Source organism: Xanthomonas sp. LMG 12461 (genome assembly GCF_009192935.1).
Taxonomy (GTDB): Bacteria; Pseudomonadota; Gammaproteobacteria; order Xanthomonadales; family Xanthomonadaceae; genus Xanthomonas_A; species Xanthomonas_A sontii.
On sequence record NZ_NQYT01000049.1, the window covers coordinates 18,529 to 41,728 of the forward strand.

21 protein-coding genes and 2 tRNA genes are annotated in these 23,200 nt (G+C 67.4%); 1 reads left to right on the plus strand and 22 read right to left on the minus strand.

Going from position 1 to position 23,200, the window contains the following annotated elements; genetic code table 11:
- Positions 1–34: 34 nt before the first annotated feature.
- From infB to tpiA, 21 genes are all read right to left on the minus strand, one after another.
- Entirely contained in the window at positions 35–2,746 is a 2,712-nt protein-coding gene (gene infB, locus CEK68_RS13300) for a translation initiation factor IF-2 (protein ID WP_152239660.1), read from the minus strand.
- Between the two features lie 95 nt (positions 2,747–2,841).
- Positions 2,842–4,353: a transcription termination factor NusA gene (nusA, locus tag CEK68_RS13305; RefSeq protein WP_017908136.1), complete on the minus strand. Its 1,512-nt coding sequence runs from the start codon at positions 4,351–4,353 to the stop codon at positions 2,842–2,844.
- On the minus strand, positions 4,350–4,955 hold the full coding sequence (gene rimP / locus CEK68_RS13310) for a ribosome maturation factor RimP (protein WP_152239661.1): 606 nt from the start codon (positions 4,953–4,955) through the stop codon (positions 4,350–4,352). The genes nusA and rimP overlap by 4 nt, the downstream gene beginning before the upstream one ends.
- 207 nt (positions 4,956–5,162) lie before the next feature.
- Positions 5,163–5,239, minus strand: a tRNA-Met gene (locus CEK68_RS13315).
- A gap of 207 nt (positions 5,240–5,446) precedes the next feature.
- Positions 5,447–6,922 (minus strand): NADH-quinone oxidoreductase subunit NuoN, encoded by a 1,476-nt coding sequence (gene nuoN, locus CEK68_RS13320; protein WP_026143462.1) that lies wholly within the window; start codon positions 6,920–6,922, stop codon positions 5,447–5,449.
- Positions 6,923–6,958: 36 nt separating this feature from the next.
- Positions 6,959–8,461: an NADH-quinone oxidoreductase subunit M gene (locus tag CEK68_RS13325; RefSeq protein ID WP_017908133.1), complete on the minus strand. Its 1,503-nt coding sequence runs from the start codon at positions 8,459–8,461 to the stop codon at positions 6,959–6,961.
- 20 nt (positions 8,462–8,481) lie between these two features.
- Complete coding sequence (nuoL, locus tag CEK68_RS13330) at positions 8,482–10,629, minus strand: NADH-quinone oxidoreductase subunit L (RefSeq protein WP_152239662.1); 2,148 nt, start codon at positions 10,627–10,629, stop codon at positions 8,482–8,484.
- Between the two features lie 7 nt (positions 10,630–10,636).
- A complete protein-coding gene (gene nuoK, locus CEK68_RS13335; protein WP_017908131.1) occupies positions 10,637–10,942 on the minus strand; it encodes an NADH-quinone oxidoreductase subunit NuoK in 306 nt (101 codons plus the stop codon).
- The gene (locus tag CEK68_RS13340; RefSeq protein ID WP_017908130.1) at positions 10,939–11,586 is read right to left on the minus strand and encodes an NADH-quinone oxidoreductase subunit J; all 648 of its coding nucleotides are present in this window, start codon (positions 11,584–11,586) and stop codon (positions 10,939–10,941) included. Before CEK68_RS13340 ends, nuoK begins: the two co-directional genes overlap by 4 nt.
- Positions 11,587–11,595: 9 nt before the next feature.
- Positions 11,596–12,084, minus strand: coding sequence for an NADH-quinone oxidoreductase subunit NuoI (nuoI, locus tag CEK68_RS13345; RefSeq protein ID WP_012915532.1), 489 nt, complete (start codon positions 12,082–12,084; stop codon positions 11,596–11,598).
- A gap of 3 nt (positions 12,085–12,087) precedes the next feature.
- On the minus strand, positions 12,088–13,179 hold the full coding sequence (gene nuoH / locus CEK68_RS13350) for an NADH-quinone oxidoreductase subunit NuoH (protein WP_017908129.1): 1,092 nt from the start codon (positions 13,177–13,179) through the stop codon (positions 12,088–12,090).
- Entirely contained in the window at positions 13,176–15,425 is a 2,250-nt protein-coding gene (nuoG, locus tag CEK68_RS13355) for an NADH-quinone oxidoreductase subunit NuoG (protein ID WP_152239663.1), read from the minus strand. The genes nuoH and nuoG overlap by 4 nt, the downstream gene beginning before the upstream one ends.
- Entirely contained in the window at positions 15,422–16,765 is a 1,344-nt protein-coding gene (gene nuoF / locus CEK68_RS13360; protein ID WP_043092569.1) for an NADH-quinone oxidoreductase subunit NuoF, read from the minus strand. Before nuoF ends, nuoG begins: the two co-directional genes overlap by 4 nt.
- A gap of 5 nt (positions 16,766–16,770) precedes the next feature.
- Complete coding sequence (gene nuoE / locus CEK68_RS13365; protein WP_010343009.1) at positions 16,771–17,298, minus strand: NADH-quinone oxidoreductase subunit NuoE; 528 nt, start codon at positions 17,296–17,298, stop codon at positions 16,771–16,773.
- A complete protein-coding gene (locus CEK68_RS13370; protein ID WP_017912135.1) occupies positions 17,295–18,602 on the minus strand; it encodes an NADH-quinone oxidoreductase subunit D in 1,308 nt (435 codons plus the stop codon). Before CEK68_RS13370 ends, nuoE begins: the two co-directional genes overlap by 4 nt.
- A complete protein-coding gene (locus CEK68_RS13375; RefSeq protein ID WP_152239664.1) occupies positions 18,599–19,348 on the minus strand; it encodes an NADH-quinone oxidoreductase subunit C in 750 nt (249 codons plus the stop codon). Before CEK68_RS13375 ends, CEK68_RS13370 begins: the two co-directional genes overlap by 4 nt.
- 33 nt (positions 19,349–19,381) lie before the next feature.
- Positions 19,382–19,936 (minus strand): NADH-quinone oxidoreductase subunit B, encoded by a 555-nt coding sequence (locus tag CEK68_RS13380; RefSeq protein ID WP_010343006.1) that lies wholly within the window; start codon positions 19,934–19,936, stop codon positions 19,382–19,384.
- Positions 19,927–20,283 (minus strand): NADH-quinone oxidoreductase subunit A, encoded by a 357-nt coding sequence (locus tag CEK68_RS13385; RefSeq protein ID WP_152239697.1) that lies wholly within the window; start codon positions 20,281–20,283, stop codon positions 19,927–19,929. The genes CEK68_RS13380 and CEK68_RS13385 overlap by 10 nt, the downstream gene beginning before the upstream one ends.
- A gap of 107 nt (positions 20,284–20,390) precedes the next feature.
- Positions 20,391–20,475: transfer RNA gene (locus CEK68_RS13390), tRNA-Leu, on the minus strand.
- 51 nt (positions 20,476–20,526) lie between these two features.
- The gene (secG, locus tag CEK68_RS13395) at positions 20,527–20,961 is read right to left on the minus strand and encodes a preprotein translocase subunit SecG (protein WP_152239665.1); all 435 of its coding nucleotides are present in this window, start codon (positions 20,959–20,961) and stop codon (positions 20,527–20,529) included.
- Between the two features lie 62 nt (positions 20,962–21,023).
- Positions 21,024–21,785 carry a triose-phosphate isomerase gene (tpiA, locus tag CEK68_RS13400; protein ID WP_152239666.1) on the minus strand — a complete coding sequence of 254 codons (762 nt, stop codon included), beginning with the start codon at positions 21,783–21,785 and terminating at the stop codon, positions 21,024–21,026.
- A gap of 113 nt (positions 21,786–21,898) precedes the next feature.
- Between tpiA and CEK68_RS13405 the strand changes: the two genes are divergently transcribed.
- Positions 21,899–22,699 carry an SDR family NAD(P)-dependent oxidoreductase gene (locus CEK68_RS13405; RefSeq protein WP_152239667.1) on the plus strand — a complete coding sequence of 267 codons (801 nt, stop codon included), beginning with the start codon at positions 21,899–21,901 and terminating at the stop codon, positions 22,697–22,699.
- Between the two features lie 57 nt (positions 22,700–22,756).
- On the opposite strand, the gene CEK68_RS13410 is transcribed toward CEK68_RS13405, so the two are convergent.
- Positions 22,757–23,200: a group 1 truncated hemoglobin gene (locus CEK68_RS13410; protein ID WP_043092572.1), complete on the minus strand. Its 444-nt coding sequence runs from the start codon at positions 23,198–23,200 to the stop codon at positions 22,757–22,759.

Here is a 23,200-nt window from a genome sequence, read left to right on the forward strand (position 1 = left end):
CCATTCCCCACTCCCGATTCCCGATTCCCGGCTCTTACAGCGTACGCTGCACTTCGATGCGCTCGAAGCACTCGATCTGGTCGCCGGCCTTGACGTCGTTGTAGGCCTTCACGCCGATACCGCACTCGGTGCCGTTTCGCACTTCGTCGACGTTCTCCTTGAAGCGACGCAGCGATTCCAGCTCGCCCTCGAACACCACGGTGTTGTCGCGCAGCACGCGGATCGGCTTGTTGCGCTTGACCACGCCCTCCACGACCATGCAGCCGGCGACGGCGCCGAACTTGGAGCTGCGGAACACGTCGCGCACCTGGGCAATACCGATGATCTCTTCGCGGATCTCCACGCCCAGCAGGCCGGACGCCACCTGCTTCACCTGGTCGATCACGTCGTAGATGATCGAGAAGTACCGCAGGTCGATGCCGTTGGTCTCGATGATGCGCCGCGCCGAGGCGTCGGCACGCACGTTGAAGCCGATCACCGTGGCCTTGGAGGCCAGCGCCGAATTCGCGTCGGACTCGGTGATGCCGCCCACGCCGGAGTGGATCACGTTGATGCGGATCTGCTCGTTGGACAGCGCGGTCAGCGATTGCTTCAGCGCTTCCACCGAACCCTGCACGTCGGCCTTGATCACCAGGTTCAGCGACAGCTGGCCTTCGCCCTTGCCGAGCTGCGACATGATGTCTTCCATGCGGCTGCCCGCCGAGGACACCAGGCGCGACTCGCGGCGCTTGGTCTCGCGCTGCTGCGCCACGTCCTTGGCCAGGCGCTCGTCGTCGACGACCACGAAGTCGTCGCCGGCATCCGGCACGCCGGACAGGCCGAGCACCTGCACCGGGATCGACGGACCCGCCGAATCCGGCTGCTTGCCGGTCTCGTCGAACAGCGCACGCACGCGGCCGTACTGGATGCCGCACACCAGGTAGTCGCCCTTCTTCAGCGCGCCCTGCTGCACCAGCACCGTCGCCACCGGGCCGCGGCCCTTGTCCAGCGAGGACTCGATCACCACGCCGCTGGCGCGGCCTTCGGCCACTGCCCGCAGCTCCAGCACTTCGGCCTGCAGCGAGATCGCGTCCAGCAGCACGTCGATGCCCTGGCCGGTCTTGGCCGAGAGTTCGACGAACTGGGTGTCGCCACCGAATTCTTCGGCGACCACGTCCTGCGCCAGCAGCTCGTTCTTGACCCGCAGCGGATCGGCGCCGGACTTGTCGATCTTGTTGACCGCCACGATCAGCGGCACGCCGGCCGCCTTCGCATGCTTGACCGCCTCGACCGTCTGCGGCATCACGCCGTCGTCGGCCGCGACCACCAGCACCACGATGTCGGTGAGCTTGGCGCCGCGCGCGCGCATCGAGGTGAACGCGGCATGGCCCGGGGTATCCAGGAAGCTGATGACGCCGCGGTCGGTCTCGACGTGGTACGCGCCGATGTGCTGGGTGATGCCGCCGGCTTCGCCGGAGGCGACCTTGGTGCGGCGGATGTAATCCAGCAGCGAGGTCTTGCCGTGGTCGACGTGGCCCATGATGGTGACCACCGGCGGCCGCGGCAGCTTCTCGCCCTGCGCGTCCTCGGTGTGCGCCAGCAGCGCGTCCTCGGCGTCGGCACTGCCGGCGCGGGTCGGCTTGTGGCCGAGTTCCTCGGTGACCAGCGCGGCGGTGTCGTGGTCGATGGTCTGGGTGATGGTGGCCATCACGCCCATCTTGAACAGCGCCTTCACCACGTCACCGCCCTTCAGCGCGAGCTTCTGCGCCAGGTCGGCCACGGTGATGGTGTCGCCGATCGCCACTTCGCGCACCACCGGTGCGGTCGGACGCTCGAAGCCGTGCGCGCCGCCGCCGCTGCGCGACGGTTCGGCCTGGCGACGACCGCCGCTGTGGCTGCCGCCGCGCGGCTTGCCGCGCACGTTGGAACGGCGCGCGCGGTCGGCTGCGGACAGATGCAACTGGCCGGCGAAGCGGCTGGTGCTGTCGTCGTCCTCGACCCCGGCGACCATCACGTGCGAGCCGCGGGTCTTGTGCTTGTTGGCGGCGTTGTTGCGGTCGTCGCTGCGCGGCGCGGCCGGCTTGGCCGGATGCGCGGCACCGGCCGGACGCGGCGCCATCGGCGGACGCGGCGCGCGCGGCGCGGCGGCGGCGGCGTTGCGGTCGGCGGCAGGCGCGGACGGCGCCGCAGCCGGCGGCGCCGACTCGGCGTCCAGCGCGGCCTGGGCCGCGCGCTGCTCGGCCTCGGCACGCTCGCGCGCTTCCTGCTCGGCCTTGCGCTTGCGCTCGATTTCCTCGGCGCGCGCGCGATCCTGCTCGGCGAGCTTCTGCTGTTCGGCCAGATTGCGCTGCTTGGATTCCTCCAGCTTGCGCAGGATCTCGGCGCGCTCGTCGTCCACCCGTCCGCCCGCGGACGGCGCCGCACGCTCGGCGGCCAGGTCCTCGGCCGACTTCACGTAGGTGCGCTTCTGCCGGACCTCGACGTTGACCGTGGTCTTGCTGCGCCCGGCGCTGACCGTCACTTCCTGCAGCTTGCGCCGGTTCAGGGTGATCTTCTTCGGCGCGGCCTGGACCTCTTCCTCGACCGGCTTGTCGGTCTTGCCGTGGGTACGGCGCAGGAAGCCCAGCAGCTTCATCTTTTCGGTGCTGGTGACGACCTGGTCGGGACCGCTGAACTTCATCCCGGCGTCGGCCAGTTGAACCAGCAGTTTCTCGACCGGCGTGTTCACCAGTTCGGCCAGCTTGCGGATGGTGGTTTGCTGCGACATTCGGATCCTATGATCTGGTTGGCGCCCCCTCGCCGCGTGCGAAGGTAGCGCGGATTCTAAGCCCTGATCGGGTCAGGGCGGCATTCATCGCTGACTCATTCGCCGCGCTCCAGGCGGGCGATCTCCTCGGCGCGGGCGGCCAGGATCAGGGCCGCGGCGCGGTCCTTGTCCAGGTCCTCGATGCCGAACTCGAGGATTTCGTCGGCAGCCAGATCCGACAGGTCCTCGCTGGTACGCACGCCATGGCCGGCCAGCGCGTAGGCGGTGGCTTCGTCCATGCCCGGCAGCGACAGCAGGTCCGCCGCCGGCACACCGTCGTCGTCGCTCTCCTCGGCGGCCAGCGCCTCGTTGAGCAGCGCGTCGCGGGCACGCGCGCGCAATTCCTCGACGATGTCCTCGTCGAAGCCTTCCACCGCCAGCAGCTCGCCGACCGGCACGTAGGCGATTTCCTCGACCGAGTTGAAGCCCTCGGCGACCAGGATCGCGGCGATCTCCTCGTCCACTTCCAGCTTGTCCATGAACAGCTGGCGGGCCACGGCCTGCTCGGCCTCGGACTTCGCCGCGACCTGCTCGGCGGTCATCACGTTGAGCTGCCAGCCGGTCAGGCGGCTGGCCAGGCGCACGTTCTGGCCGCCCTTGCCGATCGCCTGGGCCAGGCGGTCTTCCGCCACCGCCAGGTCCATCGAGTGCTTTTCTTCATCGACGATGATCGACTGCACCTCGGCCGGCGCCATCGCGTTGATGACGAAGTTGGCCGGGTTGTCGTTCCACAGCACGATGTCCACGCGCTCGCCGTTGAGCTCGTTGGACACCGCCTGCACGCGCGAACCACGCATGCCGATGCAGGCGCCGATCGGATCGGTGCGGGTGTCGTGCGCCAGCACCGCGATCTTGGCGCGGTCGCCCGGATCGCGCGCGCAGGCCTTGATCTCGACCAGGCCCTGGCCCACTTCCGGCACTTCCAGCTTGAACAGCTCGATCATGAATTCCGGCGCGGCACGGCTGATGAACAGCTGCGGGCCACGCGGCTCCGAACGCACTTCGGCCAGGTAGCCGCGGACGCGGTCGCCGGCGCGCAGCACGTCGCGCGGGATGCCCTTGTCCTTGGGGATGAAGGCCTCGGCGTTGCCGCCCAGATCCACGTAGATGTTGCCGCGCTCGGCGCGCTTGACCACGCCGGTGACCAGCTCGCCGACGCGATCCTTCCACGCATCCACCACCTGCTGGCGCTCGGCCTCGCGCACGCGCTGCACGATCACCTGCTTGGCGGCCTGCGCGGCGATGCGGCCGAAGTCCGGGTTCTCGATCTGCTCTTCGATGTAGTCGCCGACGTCCACGCCCTCGGCCTCGTCGACCGCGTCCATCAGGCGGATCTGCCGGTCGGGCGATTCCATCACCACGTCGTCGGCCACCACTTCCCAACGCCTGAAGGTCTCATAGGTGCCGTCCTTGTGGTCGATGGTGACGCGCGTCAGCACGTCCTGGTCGGGGTAGCGCTTCTTCGCCGCCGACGCCAATGCGGCCTCGATCGCGTCGAAGATCACTTCGCGCGGCACGCCCTTTTCGTTGGCCACCGCGTCGACTACCAGCAACAGTTCCTTGCTCATTCTTTCGCTCCGCGCGCAGCCTCGTCGGCCGCCGGTTCGTTGGATGGTTTCTTATTGGATTTTGCGTTCTTGCCGGCCGGCTTCGGCCCCTTGCCCGGCTTGGTCGGCGCCAGACCCAGCGCCGCCCAGTCGGGCATGATCCGCGCCTTGTCGATGTTGTCGAAGTCCACCGCCAGTTCGGTGCCGTCGACCTCGAAGATGATGCGGCCGGCAGCGGCGTCGGCCTGCACGATGCGCCCCTGCAGGCGACGACGGCCCTGCTGCGGCAGCTTCAACACCACCTTGGCCGATTCGCCGAGGTGACGGGAAAACTGTTCGGCGCTGAACAGCGGCCGGTCCACGCCCGGCGAGGACACTTCCAGCGTGTAGTTGCCGCTGATCGGGTCTTCCACGTCCAGTTGCGCCGAGACCTCGCGGCTGACCCGCTCGCAGTCGTCGATATTGACCACGCGTTCGGGCTGCTCGGCCAGCGGCACGTCGATGTAAAGGCGCAGCGTGGCGCCGCCGGGGGCCGGCAGGTATTCCGCGCCCAGCAGTTCCAGGCCCAACGCGTCCACGGTCGGGCCCAGCAGAGTCGCGATTTCGTTTGCCTTGTCGCTCACAGCCTGCCTTGCATCTGAAAAGGTTGAAAAGTCGATTGCGTGCATTTCCCGGACCCCGGAAACGACAAAGGGCCCTCTGGGCCCCTTGTCCGGTAAAACTCCGGTCACGCTGGATTCCGGTTGCGACGACGGGAACATGCGTCATCGCGAAGCCCAAACTTCCCTGCCGCAGACAACCGATGCACTGGTTGCCGCTGCAGACAAAGATGGTAGCGGGGGCAGGATTTGAACCTGCGACCTTCGGGTTATGAGCCCGACGAGCTGCCAGACTGCTCCACCCCGCAGCAGAAGCGGAATTATGAAGAATCAGTGCGTCGATTGCAAGCCCTGATTTTCATCTCGATGCGGTAGCGACGCTGCCGTTCGAAGGACGCCATGATAACCGCACACGATGGAAAACGAAACAACAATCGCATCGTCGAATGCAAAAACGCCAACGCCGCCTTGCGGCGGCGTTGGCGGAAAACAGCGGGAAAACCGCCCTTTCGCGATCAGGCCAGGTGCGCGAAGGCGCGCTGGCACCACGCCATCAGCGGGCTCCAGGCCAGGCCGAAGGCCAGCAGGCCCAGCGCGTTGACGCCCAGCGCCACGCCCAGCACGCGGTCGTCGTTGGCCGGCAACGGCGTGCCGACCGGCTCGTCGAAATACATCACCTTGATCACGCGCAGGTAATAGAACGCGCCGATCACCGCACACAGCACCGACAGCACCGCGAGGCCGGTCCACCACAGGTTCTGGTCGGGCACCGCGACCACCGCGCCCAGCACCGCCAGCTTGGCCCAGAAGCCCAGGAACGGCGGCACGCCGGCCAGCGAGGCCATGATGCACAGCACCAGCAGCGCCATCCACGGGTTGCGCGCGTTCAGGCCCTTGAAGTCGTCGATGTTCTCGGCCTCGAAGCCCTTGCGCGACAGCGCGATGATCGCGCCGAACGAAGCGGTGGACATCACCGCGTAGCAGATCGCGTAGAACAGCGCCGCCGCATAGCCGCGCTCGCCGCCGCCGGCCACGCCCAGCAGCAGGAAGCCGATGTGCGAGACCGTGGAATACGCCAGCATGCGCTTGAGGTTGCTCTGCGCCACCGCCATCAGGTTGCCGACCACCAGCGACAGCGCCGCCAGGCCGCCGATCACCCAATGCCATTGCGCCGCCAGCGGGCCCACGCCCACTTCCAGCAGGCGGTAGGCCATGCCGAACGCGGCCAGCTTGGACGCCGAGCTGATGAACAGCGCGATCGGCGCCGGGGCGCCCTGGTAGACGTCCGGCAACCACATGTGGAACGGCGCCGCGCCGAGCTTGAAGGCGACACCGGCGATCATGAACACCGTGCCGGTCAGCAGCAGCATGTGCTCGCGGCCGTTGCCGATCGCCTCGTGGATGCCGCTCAGGCTCAGCGTGCCGGTGGCGCCGTAGATCAGCGACATGCCGTACAGCAGCAGGCCGGAGGCCAGCGAACCGAGCACGATGTACTTCATCGCCGCTTCGGTGGCCATGCCGTTGTCGCGGTTGGAGGCGACCAGCGCGTAGGAGCACAGCGCCAGCAGTTCCAGGCCCAGGTAGACCATCAGCAGGCTGCCGGCCGAGACCAGGATCATCATGCCGACCGTGGCGAACAGCACCAGCACCGGGATCTCGCCCTGGTACAGCTTCCGCTCGCGCAGGTAGCTCCAGCCGTAGATCAGGGTCAGCGCGCTGAGGCCGACGATCACCGTCTTCATCACGTCGGCGGCGGCATCGCGCACGAACATGCCGTTGAACACCTCGCCCTGCCCGCCCACGCCGGCCAGCAGCATCGCGAACACCGCGACCAGGATCGCCACCGAGACGATGTGGGTCCAGGCCTTGTTGCGCTCGCTGATGAACAGATCGAGCATCAGCAGGAAGAAGGCACCGGCGGTCAGCACCAGCTCGGGCAGCAGGGGCGGCAGGTCGACGGTGGTCAGAGGCAGCAGCGCAGGGGTGGTCATCATCAAATCTCTGGAATCAATACGCTCGACGGCCGCTTACAGCTTGCTGGTGGCGATCTGCGCCGCCAGCTTCGCGATCGAGGGCTCCATCAGGTCGGTCAACGGCTTCGGATACAGGCCCAGGGCCAGCACGCCGAGCGCGAACACGCCCAGCACCAGCGCCTCGCGGCCGTTGATGTCCTTCAGCTCGGCCACGTGCGCATTGGCGACCTCGCCGAAGAACACGCGCTTGTAAAGCCACAGGGTGTAGGCGGCGGTGATCACCAGGGTGGTCGCCGCGCCGAAGGCCAGCAGCGGATGCGCCTGGAAGCTGGCCATGATGACCATGAACTCGCCGACGAAGCCGCTGGTGCCCGGCAGGCCCGCATTGGCCATGAAGAACAGCATCGCGAAGGTCGCGAACCACGGCATCACGTTGACCACGCCGCCGTAGTCGGCGATGCGGCGGGTGTGCATGCGGTCGTACAGCACGCCGACGCAGGAGAACATCGCGCCGGACACGAAGCCGTGCGAGATCATCTGCACCATCGCGCCCTGCAGGCCCAACCGGGCCGCATCGGTGCTGCCGAAGCCGACCAGGGCGAAGGCGACGAAGGTGCCGAGGGTGACGAAGCCCATGTGCGCGATCGACGAATAGGCGATCAGCTTCTTCATGTCGTCCTGGACCAGGGCGACCAGACCGACGTAGATCACCGCGATCAGCGACAGCGCGATCACCAGCCACGCCCACTCGTTGCTGGCGTCGGGCAGGATCGGCAGGTTGAAGCGCAGGAAGCCGTAACCGCCGATCTTCAGCGCGATCGCCGCCAGGATCACCGAACCGGCGGTCGGCGCTTCCACGTGCGCGTCCGGCAGCCAGGTGTGCACCGGGAACATCGGCACCTTGACCGCGAAGGCGATCAGGAAGGCGAAGAACAGCCAGGTCTGCTCCTTCGAGGTCAGCGACAGCTGGTAGAGGTCGGCGAGCTGGAAGCTGCCGCCCTTCAGGTACAGGTAGATCAACCCGACCAGCATCAGCACCGAGCCGAGGAAGGTGTACAGGAAGAACTTGACCGCGGCGTAGATGCGGCGCGGGCCGCCCCAGATGCCGATGATCAGGAACATCGGGATCAGCATCGCCTCGAAGAACACGTAGAACAGCATCGCGTCGGTGGCGGAGAAGATGCCGACGGTGACGCCTTCCAGAATCAGGAACGCGGCCACGTACTGGTTGACGCGCTTGTCGATCGAGGTCCACGCGCCGATCAGCGCCAGCACCGTGACCAGCGTGGTCAGCACGATCAGCGCCACCGCGATGCCGTCGGCGCCGAGGTTGTAGCCGATGTCGTATGCCGGGATCCAGGCATGGGTCTCGACGAACTGCAGCGCGTCGCTGGCGTAGTCGAAACCGGTGAGCAGCGGCAGGCTGAGCGCGAAGGTCAGCAACGCCACCAGCAGCGACGCCCAGCGCGCCGCACGCGCATCACGCAGGGCGAGCACCAGGGCGCCGCCGATGATCGGCAGCCAGATCAGGATGGAGAGTAGAGGCCAGTTCGACACGTGTTCTTATTCCGTACAGGTCAACGCCAGAAATGCATCAGCACGCCCAGCAGGGCAATGAGACCGACGATCATCGCGAAGGCGTAGTGATAGAGGAAACCGGATTGCGTGCGACGCAGCAGATTGGCCGCCAGGTCGATCACGCGTGCGGTGCCGTTGACCATGACGCCGTCCACGACATGCGTATCCACCGCGCGCGACACCTTGCCCAGGCGCACGCCGCCGCCGGCGAAACCGCCGATCCAGAGCTTGTCGAAACCGTACTTGTTCTCGAGGATCCACACCGGCACCGAGAAGGTCTTGCGCGCCTTCGCCGCCAGTTCCGGCTTCCACAGGTACAGGATCCAGGCCAGGGCGAAACCGGCCAGGGTCAGGAAGAACGGCGGCTGGGTCAGGCCGTGCAGGGCGAACGCGACCGGGCCGTGGAACTCCTCGGCCAGCGCGCCGACGGTGTCGCGCGTCGGATCGTAGAAGTCGACGATGCCGGTGAAGAAGCTGACCGCCTGGCCCTTGATCGCCGCCGCGGCATGGTGCCCCGCCCAGTCGGTGCCGAACAGCATCGGGCCGATGGTGAAGAAGCCGATCGCGATCGACGGGATCGCCAGCAGGATCAGCGGCACCGTCACCACCCACGGCGACTCGTGCGGTTCGTGCGCACCGTGGTGGCCGTGGCCGTGATCGTCGTGCGCGTGATCGTCGTGGGCATGCGCACCGTGGGCGTCGTCATGATGCGCATCGTGGTGCGCATGCGCATCGCGGAAGCGCTCCTGGCCGTGGAAGGTCAGGAACAGCAGGCGGAAGCTGTAGAAGCTGGTGATCAGCACGCCGCCGAGCACGGCCCAGTAGCCGTAGGTCGCGATCCAGCCATGCGAGGTGTGCGCGTGGTGCTGCGCCGCCTCGATGATGGTGTCCTTGGAGTAGAAGCCGGCGAAGAACGGGGTGCCGACCAGCGCCAGGGTACCGATGACGCTGGTCCAGTAGGTGATCGGCATGTACTTGCGCAGGCCGCCCATCTTGCGCATGTCCTGCTCGTGGTGCATGCCGATGATCACCGAGCCGGCCGCCAGGAACAGCAGCGCCTTGAAGAAGGCGTGGGTCATCAGGTGGAACACCGCGGCCGAGTACGCCGACACGCCCAGCGCCACGGTCATGTAGCCCAGCTGCGACAGCGTCGAGTAGGCGACGACGCGCTTGATGTCGTTCTGCACGATGCCGATCAGGCCGGTGAAGAACGCGGTGGTGGCGCCGACGACCAGCACGAAGTTCAGCGCGGTCTGCGACAGTTCGAACAGCGGCGACATGCGCGCCACCATGAAGATGCCGGCGGTGACCATGGTCGCGGCGTGGATCAGCGCCGAGATCGGGGTCGGGCCTTCCATCGAGTCCGGCAGCCACACGTGCAGCGGCACCTGCGCCGACTTGCCCATGGCGCCGATGAACAGGCACACGCAGATGATGGTGGATACATTCCAGGCATGGCCCGGCAACAGTTGCACCTGGGCCAGACCGCCGGCGGCATCGCTGCCCAGCACCGCGGTGGCGTTGGCGAACACGCTGGCGTAGTCCAGCGTGCCGAACCACAGCAGCACGCCGGCGATGCCGAGGATGAAGCCGAAGTCGCCGACGCGATTGACCAGGAACGCCTTCATGTTGGCGAACACCGCGGTCGGGCGCTTGAACCAGAAGCCGATCAGCAGGTACGACACCAGGCCCACCGCTTCCCAGCCGAAGAACAGCTGCAGGAAGTTGTTGCTCATCACCAGGCTCAGCATCGAGAAGGTGAACAGCGAGATGTAGCTGAAGAAGCGCTGGTAGCCCGGATCGTCGGCCATGTAGCCGATGGTGTAGATGTGCACCAGCAGCGACACGAAGGTCACCACCACCATCATCATCGCGGTCAGGCGGTCGACCATGAAGCCGACGTGGGCCGAATAGTGGCCGACCTCGAAGAAGGTGTAGAGGTTCTGGTTGAACGGCGAGGCGCCCTGCCCGACCAGCTGGTACAGGGTCCAGCACGACAGCGCGCAGCTGACCGCCACGCCGAGGATGGTGGCGAACTGCGCGCCCTTGCGGCCGACCTGACGGCCGAACAGGCCGGCGATGATGCTGCCGACCAGCGGGGCCAGCACCACCGCGATCAGCAGACTCTTGGAGAGCGTAATTTCCATCTGCAGGTCAGCCCTTCAGCGAATCGACTTCGGCCACGTTGATCGTGTGGCGGGTACGGAACAGCGTCACCAGGATCGCGAGGCCGATGGCGGCTTCGGCCGCGGCCACGGTCAGGATGAAGAACACGAACAACTGGCCGGCGGCGTCGCCGAGCTCGCGCGAGAAGGCGACGAAGTTGATGTTGACCGACAGCAGCATCAGCTCGATCGACATCAGCAGCACGATGACGTTCTTGCGGTTGAGGAAGATGCCGGCCAGGGCGATGCAGAACAGCACCGCGCCGAGCGCCAGCAGATGGCCTAGGGAGATCATGGCTGGCCCTCCTGCGATGCCGGCGGAGTGTGGAGCGTGGGCTTTTCGGCGGCCATCTTGACCATGCGCAGACGGTCGCCGGCCTTGACCCGCGACTGGTCGCCCGGGTTCTGGGTCTTGATGCCGGTGCGCTTGCGCAGGGTCAGCATCACGGCGGCCACGACCGCCACGGTCAGGATGATCGCGGCGAACTCGAACGGCAGCAGGAACTGGGTGAACAGGGTCTTGGCCAGCCAGGTGATGTTGGAGGTGTCGGCGGCCTGCGCCGCGGCGTTGTCGGCCGGGAACGGCGCCGCGCTGCGCGCCTTCACGCCGATCAGGGTGACCATCTGCACCAGCATCGCCACTGCCACCACCAGGCCCACCGGCAGGTAGCGCACCCAGCCTTCGCGCATGCGGGCGGTGTCGATGTCCAGCATCATCACCACGAACAGGAACAGCACCATCACCGCGCCGACGTAGACCAGCACCAGGGTCACGCCGAGGAACTCGGCGCCCACCAGCAGCCACACGCAGGCGATGGAGAAGAACGTCAGGATCAGGCACAGCACCGCGTACACGGGGTTGCGCACGCTGATCACCGCGCCGGCGGCGACCGCGGCGATGGTGGCGAAGATCCAGAAAGCGATATTGACCCAATCCATTTCGGAACCTCAGCGGAAGGGAGCGTCGGCAGCGCGGCGCTCGGCGATCTCGGCCTCGAGCCGGTCTCCGATCGCCAGCAACTGCGGCTTGGTGACGATGTTCTCGCCGCGCTTTTCGAAGTGGTACTCCAGCACCTGGGTCTCCACGATCGAATCCACCGGGCAGCTTTCCTCGCAGAAGCCGCAGTAGATGCACTTGAACAGGTCGATGTCGTAGCGGGTGGTGCGGCGGGTGCCGTCCTCGCGCTTGGTCGAGTCGATGGTGATCGCCAGCGCCGGGCACACCGCCTCGCACAGCTTGCAGGCGATGCAGCGCTCTTCGCCGTTGGGATAGCGGCGCAGCGCGTGCAGACCGCGGAAGCGCGGCGATTGCGGGAACTTCTCCATCGGGTACAGCACGGTGTACTTGGGACGGAACGTGTACTTCAAGGTCAGCCACAGGCCGCCGAGCAGCTCGAGCAGCAGCAGGCTCTTGAAGTAATGGGTGATTTTATTCATCGCTTACACGCCCTTCTGGATCACGCCGTAGAACACCATCAATGCCGTCACCGCGATCCACACGATCGTCAGCGGGATGAACACCTTCCAGCCCAGGCGCATGATCTGGTCGTAGCGGTAGCGCGGGAAGCTGGCGCGGAACCAGATGTACGCGCTGGCGAAGAACAGCACCTTCATCAGCAGCCACGGCCAGCCGCCGGTCCAGATCCAGTTGACCCACGGCGAGATGTCCGCGGTGACCCAGCCCTGGATCGGGCTCAGCCAGCCGCCCAGGAAGAAGATCGAGACCAGGAAGCTGACCAGGATCATGTTGGCGTATTCGGCCAGGAAGAACAGCGCGAACGCACCGCCCGAATACTCGACCATGTGGCCGGCGACGATTTCCGACTCGCCTTCGACCACGTCGAACGGCGCGCGGTTGGTCTCGGCCACGCCGGACACCCAGTACACGATGAACAGCGGGAACAGCGGGATCAGGAACCAGTCGAAGAACCCGGAGCTGCCGGCCTGCGCCTGCACGATCGTGCTCAGGTTCAGGCTGCCGGCCGCGATCATCACGCCGACCAGGGCGAAGCCCATCGCGATCTCGTAGCTGACCACCTGCGCCGCCGAGCGCATCGCGCCCAGGAAGGCGTACTTGGAGTTGGACGCCCAGCCGGCCAGGATGATGCCGTACACGCCCAGCGAGGTCATCGCCAGCAGGTACAGCAGGCCGGCGTTGGCGTTGGACAGCACCAGCTTGGCGTCGAACGGCACCACCGCCCAGGCGGCGAAGGCCGGCGCCAGGGTGATCAGCGGCGCGATCACGAACATCGCCTTGTGCGAGCTGCTGGGCTGGATGATTTCCTTGAACAGCAGTTTGAAGACGTCGGCGAAGGCCTGGAAGATGCCCATGCCCACGTACATCGGCCCGTGGCGCACGTGCATCCAGCCGATCAGCTTGCGCTCCCAGACCACGTAGAACGCCACCGCGATGATCACCGGCATGGCGATCAGCAGGATCTTCAGCACGATCCACAGGACCACGCCGAGGGCGCCCAGGCCGAGGAACCACTGGTGCAGCGGGTCGACCACGTTCAACAGCATCTCGTTCATGCAGCCACCACCGTCACCCGACCGGCGCCCAGCGGCGCGGTCGCGCCGTGGCCCGTTTCGATCCAGGCCGCGCCCGGCGCGACCCGCTTGTCCGTCGCCAGCGGCAACGTGGCGCTACCCGCCGCGGTGCCGACCTTGACCATCTGCCCGTCGCTCAGGCCCAGGCGCGCCGCCTCGTCCGGATGCAGCGCAATGCCCGGCGCACGGTTGAGCGGATGCTGCTGCAGCGCCTGCGCGCGGCGCACCACCGCATCGGTGCGGTAGATCGCCGGACTGGCGGCCAATTCCAGGCCCTCGTCCTGGCGTGCCGGCTGCGCCGAGCTCGCCGCGGCGACCTCGCGCGGCTGCAGGCCGTCGCGCAGCCCGGCCAGGTCGATGAACTCGAAGCCGGGCAGGCCCAGCTCGGCGCCGAGCGCGCGCAGCACGCGCCAGCCCTCGCGGGCCTCGCCCGGCAGCTTGCCGCCGGCGCGGGTGCGCTGGTCGCTGCCGTTGAGGTTGGTCAGCGTCGCCTCGATTTCCGGCAGCGCGCCGATCGGCAGGATCACGTCGGCCACGTCGCGGGTGGAGGCGCAGGCGAAGTGGCTGAACGCCACCACCTTGGCACCGGCCAGCGCGCTGCGCGCGGCGGCGGCGTCGGCGAAGTCCAGGCCCGGCTCCAGGCCGTACAGCACGTAGGCGCTGCGCGGCTCGGCCAGCATCGCGGCGACATTGCGACCGCGCGGCAGCACGCCGTAGCGCGACAGGCCCAGCGCGTTGGCGCCCTGCGGGATGCGGCACAGCGCCGCGCCGGTGGCGGCGGCGAAGTCGCGCGCGGCGGCACGCAGCGCCGCGGCCTGCGGATGGTTCTCGGCCAGCGCGCCGACGATCAGCACCGCACGACCGGCGCCCTGCACCGCCTCGAGCAGCGCGGCGTCGGCCAGCGCCTCGGCGAACTTCGACGGCGCCACGATCTGGCGACCGGCCTGGTCGAAGGCCACGTCGAAATCGACCGGGTTGATCGAATGCACCTTGGTCTGGCGCTGCATCCGCGCCTTGCGCAGGCGTGCATGCAGCAGCGGCAGTTCATGGCGCAGGTTGCTGCCCAGGATCACCACCACGTCGGCCTGCTCGATCTCTGCCAGCGGCAGCGCGAACGGCTCGGCCAGCGCGGCGTCGGAGAAGTCGCGGTTGTACACGCGGTGATCGAGGTTGCCGCTGTCCAGGCCCTCGGCCAGGCGCGCCAGCAGCGCGCCCTCCTCGTTGGAGGTGGACGGATGCGCGAGCACGCCCAGCGCGTCGCCGCGGTTGGCCTTGAGGATCTCGCTCGCGGCGGACAGCCCTTCGGCCCACGACACCTCGCGCCACTGCCCGTCGACCTTGCGCATCGGCCGCAGTGCGCGGTCCTCGGCGTACAGGCCTTGGTGCGAGTAGCGGTCGCGGTCGGACAGCCAGCACTCGTTGACCGCTTCGTTGTCGCGCGGCACGGTGCGCAGCACTTCGCCGCGGCGCACGTGCAGGAACAGATTGGAGCCCATCGCGTCGTGGTAGCCCAGCGACTCGCGCGCCACCAGTTCCCACGGACGCGCGCGGAACTGGAACACCTTGTTGGTCAGCGCGCCGACCGGGCACACGTCGACCACGTTGCCGGACAGCTCGGTGGTCAGCGGCTTGCCGTCGTAGGTGCCGATCTGCAGGTTCTCGCCGCGGTACATGCCGCCCAGCTCGTAGGTGCCGGCGATGTCCGCGGTGAAGCGCACGCAGCGCGTGCACTGGATGCAGCGGGTCATCTCGGTGGCGACCAGCGGCCCGATGTCCTCGTCCGGCACCACGCGCTTGCGCTCGTTGAAGCGGCTGACCGAACGGCCATAGCCCAGGGACACGTCCTGCAGTTCGCACTCGCCGCCCTGATCGCAGATCGGGCAGTCCAGCGGATGGTTGATCAGCAGGAATTCCATGACGCTGCGCTGGTACTTCAGCGCCTTGTCGCTGCGCGTCTGCACCTTCATGCCGTCCATGACCGGCGTGGCGCAGGCCGGCGACGGCTTGGGCGACTTTTCGACATCGACCAGGCACATGCGGCAGTTGGCCGCGATCGGCAGCTTCTCGTGGTAGCAGAAGCGCGGGATCGGGATGCCGGCCTTGTCGGCGGCCTGGATGATCATCGAGCCCTTCGGCACGACCAGCGACTGGCCGTCGATCTCGACGGTCACATGGCCTTCCGGCACGACCGCGGGGGTCGCGCCGGGATTGTTGGGTTGCGCGCTCATGCGGCGGCTGCCTCCACCTTCTTGCCGTCAACCATCGAATGACCGTTGACGATGTAGTACTCGAATTCGTCCCAGAACTGGCGCAGGAAGCCCTGGATCGGCCAGGCCGCCGCTTCGCCGAAGGCGCAGATGGTGTGGCCTTCGATCTGCCCGGCGACGGTGCGCAGCTGGTGCAGGTCTTCCATCGTGGCCTTGCCGGCGACGATGCGCTCCAGCACGCGGTGCATCCAGCCGGTGCCTTCGCGGCACGGGGTGCACTGGCCGCAGGACTCCTTGTGGAAGAACTGCGAGATGCGGCAGGCGAACTTCACGCAGCACACGCTGTCGTCCAGCACCACGATCGCGCCCGAACCCAGGCCGGTGCCCAGCGCGCGCAGGGTGTCGTAGTCCATCTGCAGGTCTTTGAGCTGCTCGGCCTTCAGCACCGGCATCGACACGCCGCCCGGGATCGCGCCCTTGAGGGTGCGGCCCGGCTTCAGCCCGCCGGCCATTTCCAGCAGTTCGTCGAAGGTGGTGCCCAGCGGCACTTCGAAGTTGCCGCCCTTTTGCACGCAGCCGGACACCGAGAAGATCTTCGGGCCGCCGTTCTTGGTCTTGCTCAGCCCCAGGAACCACTCCGGGCCGTTGCGGATGATCGCCGGCACCGACGCGTAGGTCTCGGTGTTGTTGATCGTCGACGGCTTGCCGTACAGGCCGAAGTTGGCCGGGAACGGCGGCTTGTAGCGCGGCTGGCCCTTCTTGCCTTCCAGCGACTCCATCAGCGCGGTCTCTTCGCCGCAGATGTAAGCGCCGGCGCCCAGCGCGCCGTAGATGTCGATGTCGATGCCGCTGCCGAGGATGTCCTTGCCCAGCCAGCCATTGGCGTAGGCGTCGGCCAGGGCCTGCTCGAAATGCTCGAACGGCTCGTGGTGGAACTCACCGCGCAGGTAGTTGTAGCCCACGGTGGAGCCGGTGGCGTAGCAGGCGATGGCCATGCCCTCCACCACCGAATGCGGGTTGTAGCGCAGGATGTCGCGGTCCTTGCAGGTGCCCGGCTCGGACTCGTCCGAGTTGCACAGGATGTACTTCTGCGGCGCGCCCTTGGGCATGAACGACCACTTCAGGCCGGTCGGGAAGCCGGCGCCGCCACGGCCGCGCAGGTTCGACTGCTTGACCATCTCGATCACCTGCTCCGGCGGGATCTTCTCTTCGAGGATCTTGCGCAGCGCGGCATAGCCACCGGTCTTCAGGTAGCTCTCGTAGGACCACGGGGTGTCGTAGTGCAGCGTGGTGTACACCACCTGGTGCGGCTGCGGCGCGGGGCCGACCGGACCGGTGGGGGCGTGGGGATGCTGTGCCATTGCCGTTACTCCAACCCGTCCAGCAATTCGTCGACCTTGTCCTTGGTCAGATGCTCATGGTAGTGGCCGTTGATGACCATCATCGGTGCGCCGGCGCAACCGGCCAGGCACTCTTCCTCGCGCTTGAGGTAGACGCGGCCGTCGGCGGTGGATTGGCCCAGCTTGCAGCCGAGCTTCTTCTCGGCGTGCGCGACCAAGTCTTCGGCGCCGTTGAGCCAGCAGCTGATGTTGGTGCAGAACGCGACGTTGTTGCGGCCGACCTTCTCGGTCTCGAACATCGAGTAGAAGCTGGCGACCTCGTAGGCCCACACCGGCGGCAGTTCCAGGTACTTGGCCACGCCGGCGATCAGCTCGTCGGTCAGCCAGCCCTGGTTCTGCTCCTGCGCGGCGTGCAGGCCCTGCAGCACCGCCGAACGCTTGCGGTCCGGCGGGAACTTGCTCAGCCAGTGATCGATGTGCGCGCGCGTCTTGTCGCTCAGCACCACCATCGGATCGACGTCGCGCGCCGCTTCGAAATTACCTGTCGCCTTCATCGGTCGACCTCACCAAACACCAGATCATAGGTACCAATCATCGCCACCACGTCGGCCAGCATGTGGCCGCGCACGATCGCGTCCATCGACGACAGATGGGCGAAGCCCGGCGCGCGCAGGTGCACGCGGAACGGCTTGTTGGCGCCGTCGGACATCAGGTAGCAGCCGAACTCGCCCTTCGGCGCCTCGACCGCGCAGTAGGTCTCGCCGGCCGGCACGCAGTAGCCTTCGCTGAACAGCTTGAAGTGATGGATCAGCGCTTCCATGTCGTCCTTCATCTCGGCGCGCTTGGGCGGCGCCACCTTGAAGTTCTCGACCATGACCGGGCCCGGGTTGGCCTTCAGCCACTGCACGCACTGCTTGATGATGCGGTTGGACTCGCGCATCTCGGCCACGCGCACCAGGTAGCGGTCGTAGCAGTCGCCGTTGGTGCCGAGCGGAATGTCGAAATCGACGCTGTCGTACTTGGCGTACGGCTGCTTCTTGCGCAGGTCCCAGGCGATGCCCGAGCCGCGCAGCATGGCGCCGGTCATGCCCCAGGCGTAGGCCTGCTCCGGGGTGACCACGCCGATGCCGACGGTACGCTGCTTCCAGATGCGGTTGTCGGTGAGCAGGGTCTCGTACTCGTCCACGCGCGCCGGGAAGGTGTTGGTGAACTCCTCCAGGAAGTCCAGCATCGAGCCTTCGCGCGCGGCGTTGAGCCGCTTCAGCGCATTGCCCTTGTGCCAGCGCGATTCCTGGTACTTGGGCATGCGGTCCGGCAGGTCGCGGTAGACGCCGCCCGGGCGGTAGTAGGTCGCGTGCATGCGCGCGCCCGACACCGCCTCGTACACGTCCATCAGCTCTTCGCGCTCGCGGAACGCGTACAGCATCACCGCCATCGCGCCCAGATCCAGGCCGTTGGAGCCGACCCACATCAGGTGGTTCAGGATGCGGGTGATCTCGTCGAACATGGTACGGATGTACTGCGCACGCTCCGGCGCCTCGATGCCCATCAGGGTCTCGATCGCGCGCACGTAGGCGTGCTCGTTGCACATCATCGACACGTAGTCCAGGCGATCCATGTAGCCGATCGACTGATTGAACGGCTTGGACTCGGCTAGCTTCTCGGTGCCACGGTGCAGCAGGCCGATGTGCGGATCGGCGCGGACCACGGTCTCGCCGTCCATCTCCAGGATCAGGCGCAGCACGCCGTGCGCGGCCGGATGCTGCGGGCCGAAGTTCATCGTGTAGTTGCGGATTTCCTGCTTGGCTTCGGCAGGATTGCTGGCGAACCCGTCGTGCGCCTGGTGGTACTCGCTCACTTGGCGGACTCCTTCTGTGCTTCGCCCGCCGCGGTCTGGTAGCGCGCATCGTCGCGGATCACGCGCGGCACGCCCACGCGCGGCTCCACCGAGGTCACCGGCTCGTAGATCACGCGCTGCTTCTCTTCGTCGTAGCGCACTTCGACGTTGCCGATCAGCGGGAAATCCTTGCGGAACGGATGGCCGACGAAGCCGTAGTCGGTGAGGATGCGGCGCAGGTCCGGGTGGCCGGAGAACACCACGCCGAACAGGTCGAACGCCTCGCGCTCGAACCAGTTCGCGCCCGGCCAGATGTCGGTGGCCGAGGCCACCACCGGCAGGTCTTCGTTCGGCGCGTAGCAACGCACGCGCAGGCGCTGGTTGTGGCGGTAGGAAATCAGCTGCGCCAGCACGGCGTAGCGCTGCTGCGGGACCGGCAACGGCTGGGCGCCGCCGGCAGCCTCACCGCTGGGGAACTCACCCCAGGCGAAACGGCCCACGGCCTTGCCTTCGACGCCGCGGCTGAAGCCGTGCGAGGACACGTCGGAGGTATCCCACTCGTCGCTGCCGTAGCCCAGGTAGTCCACGCCGCACAGGTCGGACAGCTGTTCGAAACCGAACTCGTCGCGCAGCGCCAGGCAGGTGGCGTGCCAGGCGTCGGCCGGCACTTCCAGGGTGACTTCGCCGCGCGGAAGGGCCACGAAGACCTGGCTGCCGGGGAAACGGGCGCCGAGTCGGTCGCTAAAGGAAGATGCTTGCTCTGCCATGGGGGCTTGGCGTGCTCTCGAGGAAAGAGGAAATCAGCGCGCGATGGTCTGGGTTCGCCAGATCTTCTTCTGCAACTGCAGGATGCCGTAGACCAGGGCCTCGGCGGTCGGCGGGCAACCGGGGACGTAGACGTCCACCGGCACGATGCGGTCGCAGCCGCGCACCACCGAATACGAGTAATGGTAGTAGCCGCCGCCGTTGGCGCAGCTGCCCATCGAGATGACCCACTTCGGGTCCGGCATCTGGTCGTAGACCTTGCGCAGCGCCGGGGCCATCTTGTTGACCAGGGTGCCGGCGACGATCATCACGTCGGACTGGCGCGGCGACGGGCGGAACACCACGCCGTAGCGGTCCAGGTCCAGGCGCGCGGCGCCGGCGTGCATCATCTCGACCGCGCAGCAGGCCAGGCCGAAGGTCATCGGCCACATCGAGCCGGTGCGCGCCCAGTTCAGCAGCGCATCGACGCTGGTGGTGACGTAGCCCTTTTCCAGCAGCGGGTTTTCGCCTTCGGGACGCAGGATGTCGTCCACCCGCCCTTCCGGGATCGGGTTGGTCATCAGGCGATCCAGGGTCTGAATCACTCCCATTCCAGCGCTCCCTTCTTCCACACGTAAACAAAACCGAGGAACAGCATGCCGACGAACAGTCCCATGGTGACCAGGGAGCGAGCGCCCAGGCCCATGAACACCTGCGTCCACGGCACGATGAAGATGATTTCCAGATCGAAGACGATGAACTGGATGGCGATCAGGTAGTAGCGCACATCGAACTTCATGCGCGCGTCCTCGAAGGCCTCGAAGCCGCACTCGTACGGCGAGAGCTTCTTCAGGTCGGGACGCCGGGGACCGAGGAACCGTCCCACCAGCATCAGCGCGACGCCGATACCGGTGGCCACGATCAGAAACAGCAGGGTCGGCAAATATTCGGCCAGCACTCGCGATTCTCTCTTGCCTGTGCCCGCACGCGTGCCGCGCAGGCATGGGATAGACGATTCTCCGTGCGAGGGCGTGATGCCTTCGCGCAGAAACCGTAGCCAAACAATGGTGCCCAAGAGGGGACTCGAACCCCTACGACCTAAGTCGCTACCACCTCAAGGTAGTGCGTCTACCAATTCCGCCACCTGGGCTTGCGTAAAACCTGCGCGGCAATCCCGCCGCGCAGCATATTGTAACCGCCTTCAGTCTTTCTGCGACGGGGCAGGCGACTTTTCTTGCGCTTTTTCCGGCGCCTGCTGGGCGGTCGGGGCGGCGGCGGGGGCAGCCGGAGCCGTGGCGGCGGCCGACGGCGCCTGCGGGACCTGCAGTTCGCCGGCCGGCGCAGCCGGCGCCGGGGTGGCCGACTGCGACATCACGCCCAGATTGGCGTCGGCCGGACGCGCGCTGTGGCCGGCGTACCAGGCCATGAACAGGCTGATGGCGAAGAACACCACTGCCAGCCACTTGGTCGACTTGGACAGGAAGTTGGACGCGCCGCGCGATCCGAACACGGTGCCGGACGCGCCGGCGCCGAACCCGGAACCCGCCGCCGCACCGGCGCCGCGTTGCATCAGGATCAGCGCGATCATCGCGATCGCCACCAGCACGTAGACCACATTGAGGATGACCATCAGCATTTCGAAATCCGTCCGGACAGTACGACTTGGGGGACGAACGGCCGCCAGCGGCGGCCGTTCGCTCAACAGGTGGCCGCCGCTCGCACGATGGCCAGGAATTCCGCGGCGACCAGCGAGGCGCCGCCCACCAGCCCGCCATCGACATCCGGCTGCGCGAACAGCTCGGCGGCGTTGTCGGGCTTGACGCTGCCGCCATACAGGATCGGCAACGAATCCGCGATTCTAGCATCGCGCGCCGCCACTTCGCCACGGATGAACGCGTGCACCGCCTGCGCCTGCGCCGGGCTGGCGGTGCGGCCGGTACCGATCGCCCAGACCGGCTCGTAGGCCACCACCGCGCGGGCGAAGCCCTCGGCGCCGACCAGGTCCAGCACCGGCGCCAGCTGCGCGGCGATGACCGCCTCGGTGCGCCCGGCCTCGCGCTGCTCCAGGGTCTCGCCCACGCACAGGATCGGGACCAGCCCGGCGTGCAGGGCGGCGGCGAACTTGCGCGCGACCAGCTCGCTGCTCTCCTGATGGTACTGGCGCCGCTCCGAATGCCCGACCAGGCCATAGTCGGCGCCCACGTCCACCAGCATCGCCGCCGACACCTCGCCGGTGTAGGCGCCCTTCTCGTTGCTGCTGACGTCCTGCGCGCCGAAGCGCAGCAGCCGGTCCTCGAAATGCTCGATCAGGTCGCCCAGGTACGGCAGCGGCGGCAGGATCACCACCTCCACGTCGTGCTCGGCCTCGTGCAGCCCGGCGACGATCTCCCGTACCAGGTCGGCGGCGAAGTGGCGGGTGCCATGCAATTTCCAGTTTCCGGCTACGATCTTGCGTCGCATCGGCGCATCTCCGGCGAAAAAGTGCCGAGAGGATAGCCGATGCGCCGCCAAGGGCAGGCATCGCCCCTGCCCCGCCCTGCGCCACGCCGCCCGCTCCACGCCCAGAGACCGTCATGACCCAGCTTCCCGGCTACGCCCTGATCACCGGCGCCTCCAGCGGCATCGGCCGCGAGATCGCCCGCGAATACGCCCGCCGCGGCGTGCCGCTGATCCTGACCGCGCGCCGCGAGACGCAGTTGCAGGCGCTGGCCGCCGAACTGCGGCCGCGGGTGCCGGTGGAGGTGCTGGTCGCCGACCTGGCCGATCCGGCCGCACCAGCCGCGCTGGTGGCCGAGATCGAACGGCGCGGTCTGGCGGTGCGGATCCTGGTCAACAACGCCGGTTACGGCGTGCCCGGCCGCTACATCGCCCAGGACTGGGCGGTGCACGCGGCGTTCCTGCAGGTGATGGTCGGCGCCGTGTGCGAACTGACCTGGCGGCTGCTGCCGGCGCTGCGCGCCAGCGGCCACGGCCGCATCCTCAACGTCGCCTCGTTCGCCGCCCTGGTGCCCGGCGCGGACGGCCATACCCTGTACGCGGCGGCGAAGAGCTTCATGCTGCGCTTCAGCGAATCGCTGGCGCTGGAGAACGCCGACCGCGGCGTCGGCGTCTGCGCGCTATGCCCCGGCTTCACCTGGTCCGAGTTCCACGACGTCACCGGCACCCGCGAACAGATGAACGCCCTGCCGCGCTGGCTCTGGCTGCAGACCGCCGCGGTGGCCCGCGCCGGCATCGACGGCGCCGAACGCGGCAAGGTCCGGGTGGTCCCCGGCGCGGTCTACCGCGCCCTGCTCGGCCTGACGGCACTACTGCCCAATGCCCTGCTGCTGCGGATGATGGGGCGCGGCTCGCATCGGATCAGGTCGGTGGAATAGCCCGCGACCTGCCGGTCCTGCGAGCGGGGTCCGGGTATCGCGCCGCGCGGCAGGCCGCTAGGGCTGGTTGACGATATCGCCGTGTAGCGGCGCCAGCCTGGCCAGCAACCGGTTCTGCACGCGGCGCTGGATGCCGCGCTGGTCCATTGCCCACACTAGGTCCTCGACCAACGCGTTGAAGTCCGCCTCGTGGATCGGCAGATGCTGGTGCGCCTGCTTCATCGGCTTGGCGGTGTCGGCGCATGGCCCGTCGCTGAGGTGGCAGAACTTCTGCACCAGGCGCTGGTCCAGCATCACGATGTTGACCCGGGCGAAGTGCTGGACGATGCGCGGGTCGTCGGCGATGCGCGACAGCAGCGTCTCCACCAGCGCCTCGATGCCGGGCTGGCCGCCCAGGTCGGCGTACAGCGTGCGCGGCGGCCGCGGGGCGCTGGCGCAGCCGGCCAGCAGCGCGGCCGTCGCCAGCAGAATCGGGATCAGGACGCGCATCGGCCTGGCCAT

Coding starts and splice junctions, on each gene's coding strand:
- CEK68_RS13380 (WP_010343006.1), bottom strand. CDS start 19,936: ATGGGAGTGATTCAGACCCTGGATCGCCTGATGACCAACCCGATCCCG.
- infB (WP_152239660.1), bottom strand. CDS start 2,746: ATGTCGCAGCAAACCACCATCCGCAAGCTGGCCGAACTGGTGAACACG.
- nuoL (WP_152239662.1), bottom strand. CDS start 10,629: ATGGAAATTACGCTCTCCAAGAGTCTGCTGATCGCGGTGGTGCTGGCC.
- CEK68_RS13375 (WP_152239664.1), bottom strand. CDS start 19,348: ATGGCAGAGCAAGCATCTTCCTTTAGCGACCGACTCGGCGCCCGTTTC.
- nusA (WP_017908136.1), bottom strand. CDS start 4,353: ATGAGCAAGGAACTGTTGCTGGTAGTCGACGCGGTGGCCAACGAAAAG.
- CEK68_RS13410 (WP_043092572.1), bottom strand. CDS start 23,200: ATGGCCAGGCCGATGCGCGTCCTGATCCCGATTCTGCTGGCGACGGCC.
- nuoG (WP_152239663.1), bottom strand. CDS start 15,425: ATGAGCGCGCAACCCAACAATCCCGGCGCGACCCCCGCGGTCGTGCCG.
- CEK68_RS13340 (WP_017908130.1), bottom strand. CDS start 11,586: ATGGATTGGGTCAATATCGCTTTCTGGATCTTCGCCACCATCGCCGCG.
- nuoF (WP_043092569.1), bottom strand. CDS start 16,765: ATGGCACAGCATCCCCACGCCCCCACCGGTCCGGTCGGCCCCGCGCCG.
- CEK68_RS13405 (WP_152239667.1), top strand. CDS start 21,899: ATGACCCAGCTTCCCGGCTACGCCCTGATCACCGGCGCCTCCAGCGGC.
- nuoK (WP_017908131.1), bottom strand. CDS start 10,942: ATGATCTCCCTAGGCCATCTGCTGGCGCTCGGCGCGGTGCTGTTCTGC.
- nuoH (WP_017908129.1), bottom strand. CDS start 13,179: ATGAACGAGATGCTGTTGAACGTGGTCGACCCGCTGCACCAGTGGTTC.
- secG (WP_152239665.1), bottom strand. CDS start 20,961: ATGCTGATGGTCATCCTCAATGTGGTCTACGTGCTGGTGGCGATCGCG.
- nuoI (WP_012915532.1), bottom strand. CDS start 12,084: ATGAATAAAATCACCCATTACTTCAAGAGCCTGCTGCTGCTCGAGCTG.
- nuoE (WP_010343009.1), bottom strand. CDS start 17,298: ATGAAGGCGACAGGTAATTTCGAAGCGGCGCGCGACGTCGATCCGATG.
- tpiA (WP_152239666.1), bottom strand. CDS start 21,785: ATGCGACGCAAGATCGTAGCCGGAAACTGGAAATTGCATGGCACCCGC.
- nuoN (WP_026143462.1), bottom strand. CDS start 6,922: ATGACCACCCCTGCGCTGCTGCCTCTGACCACCGTCGACCTGCCGCCC.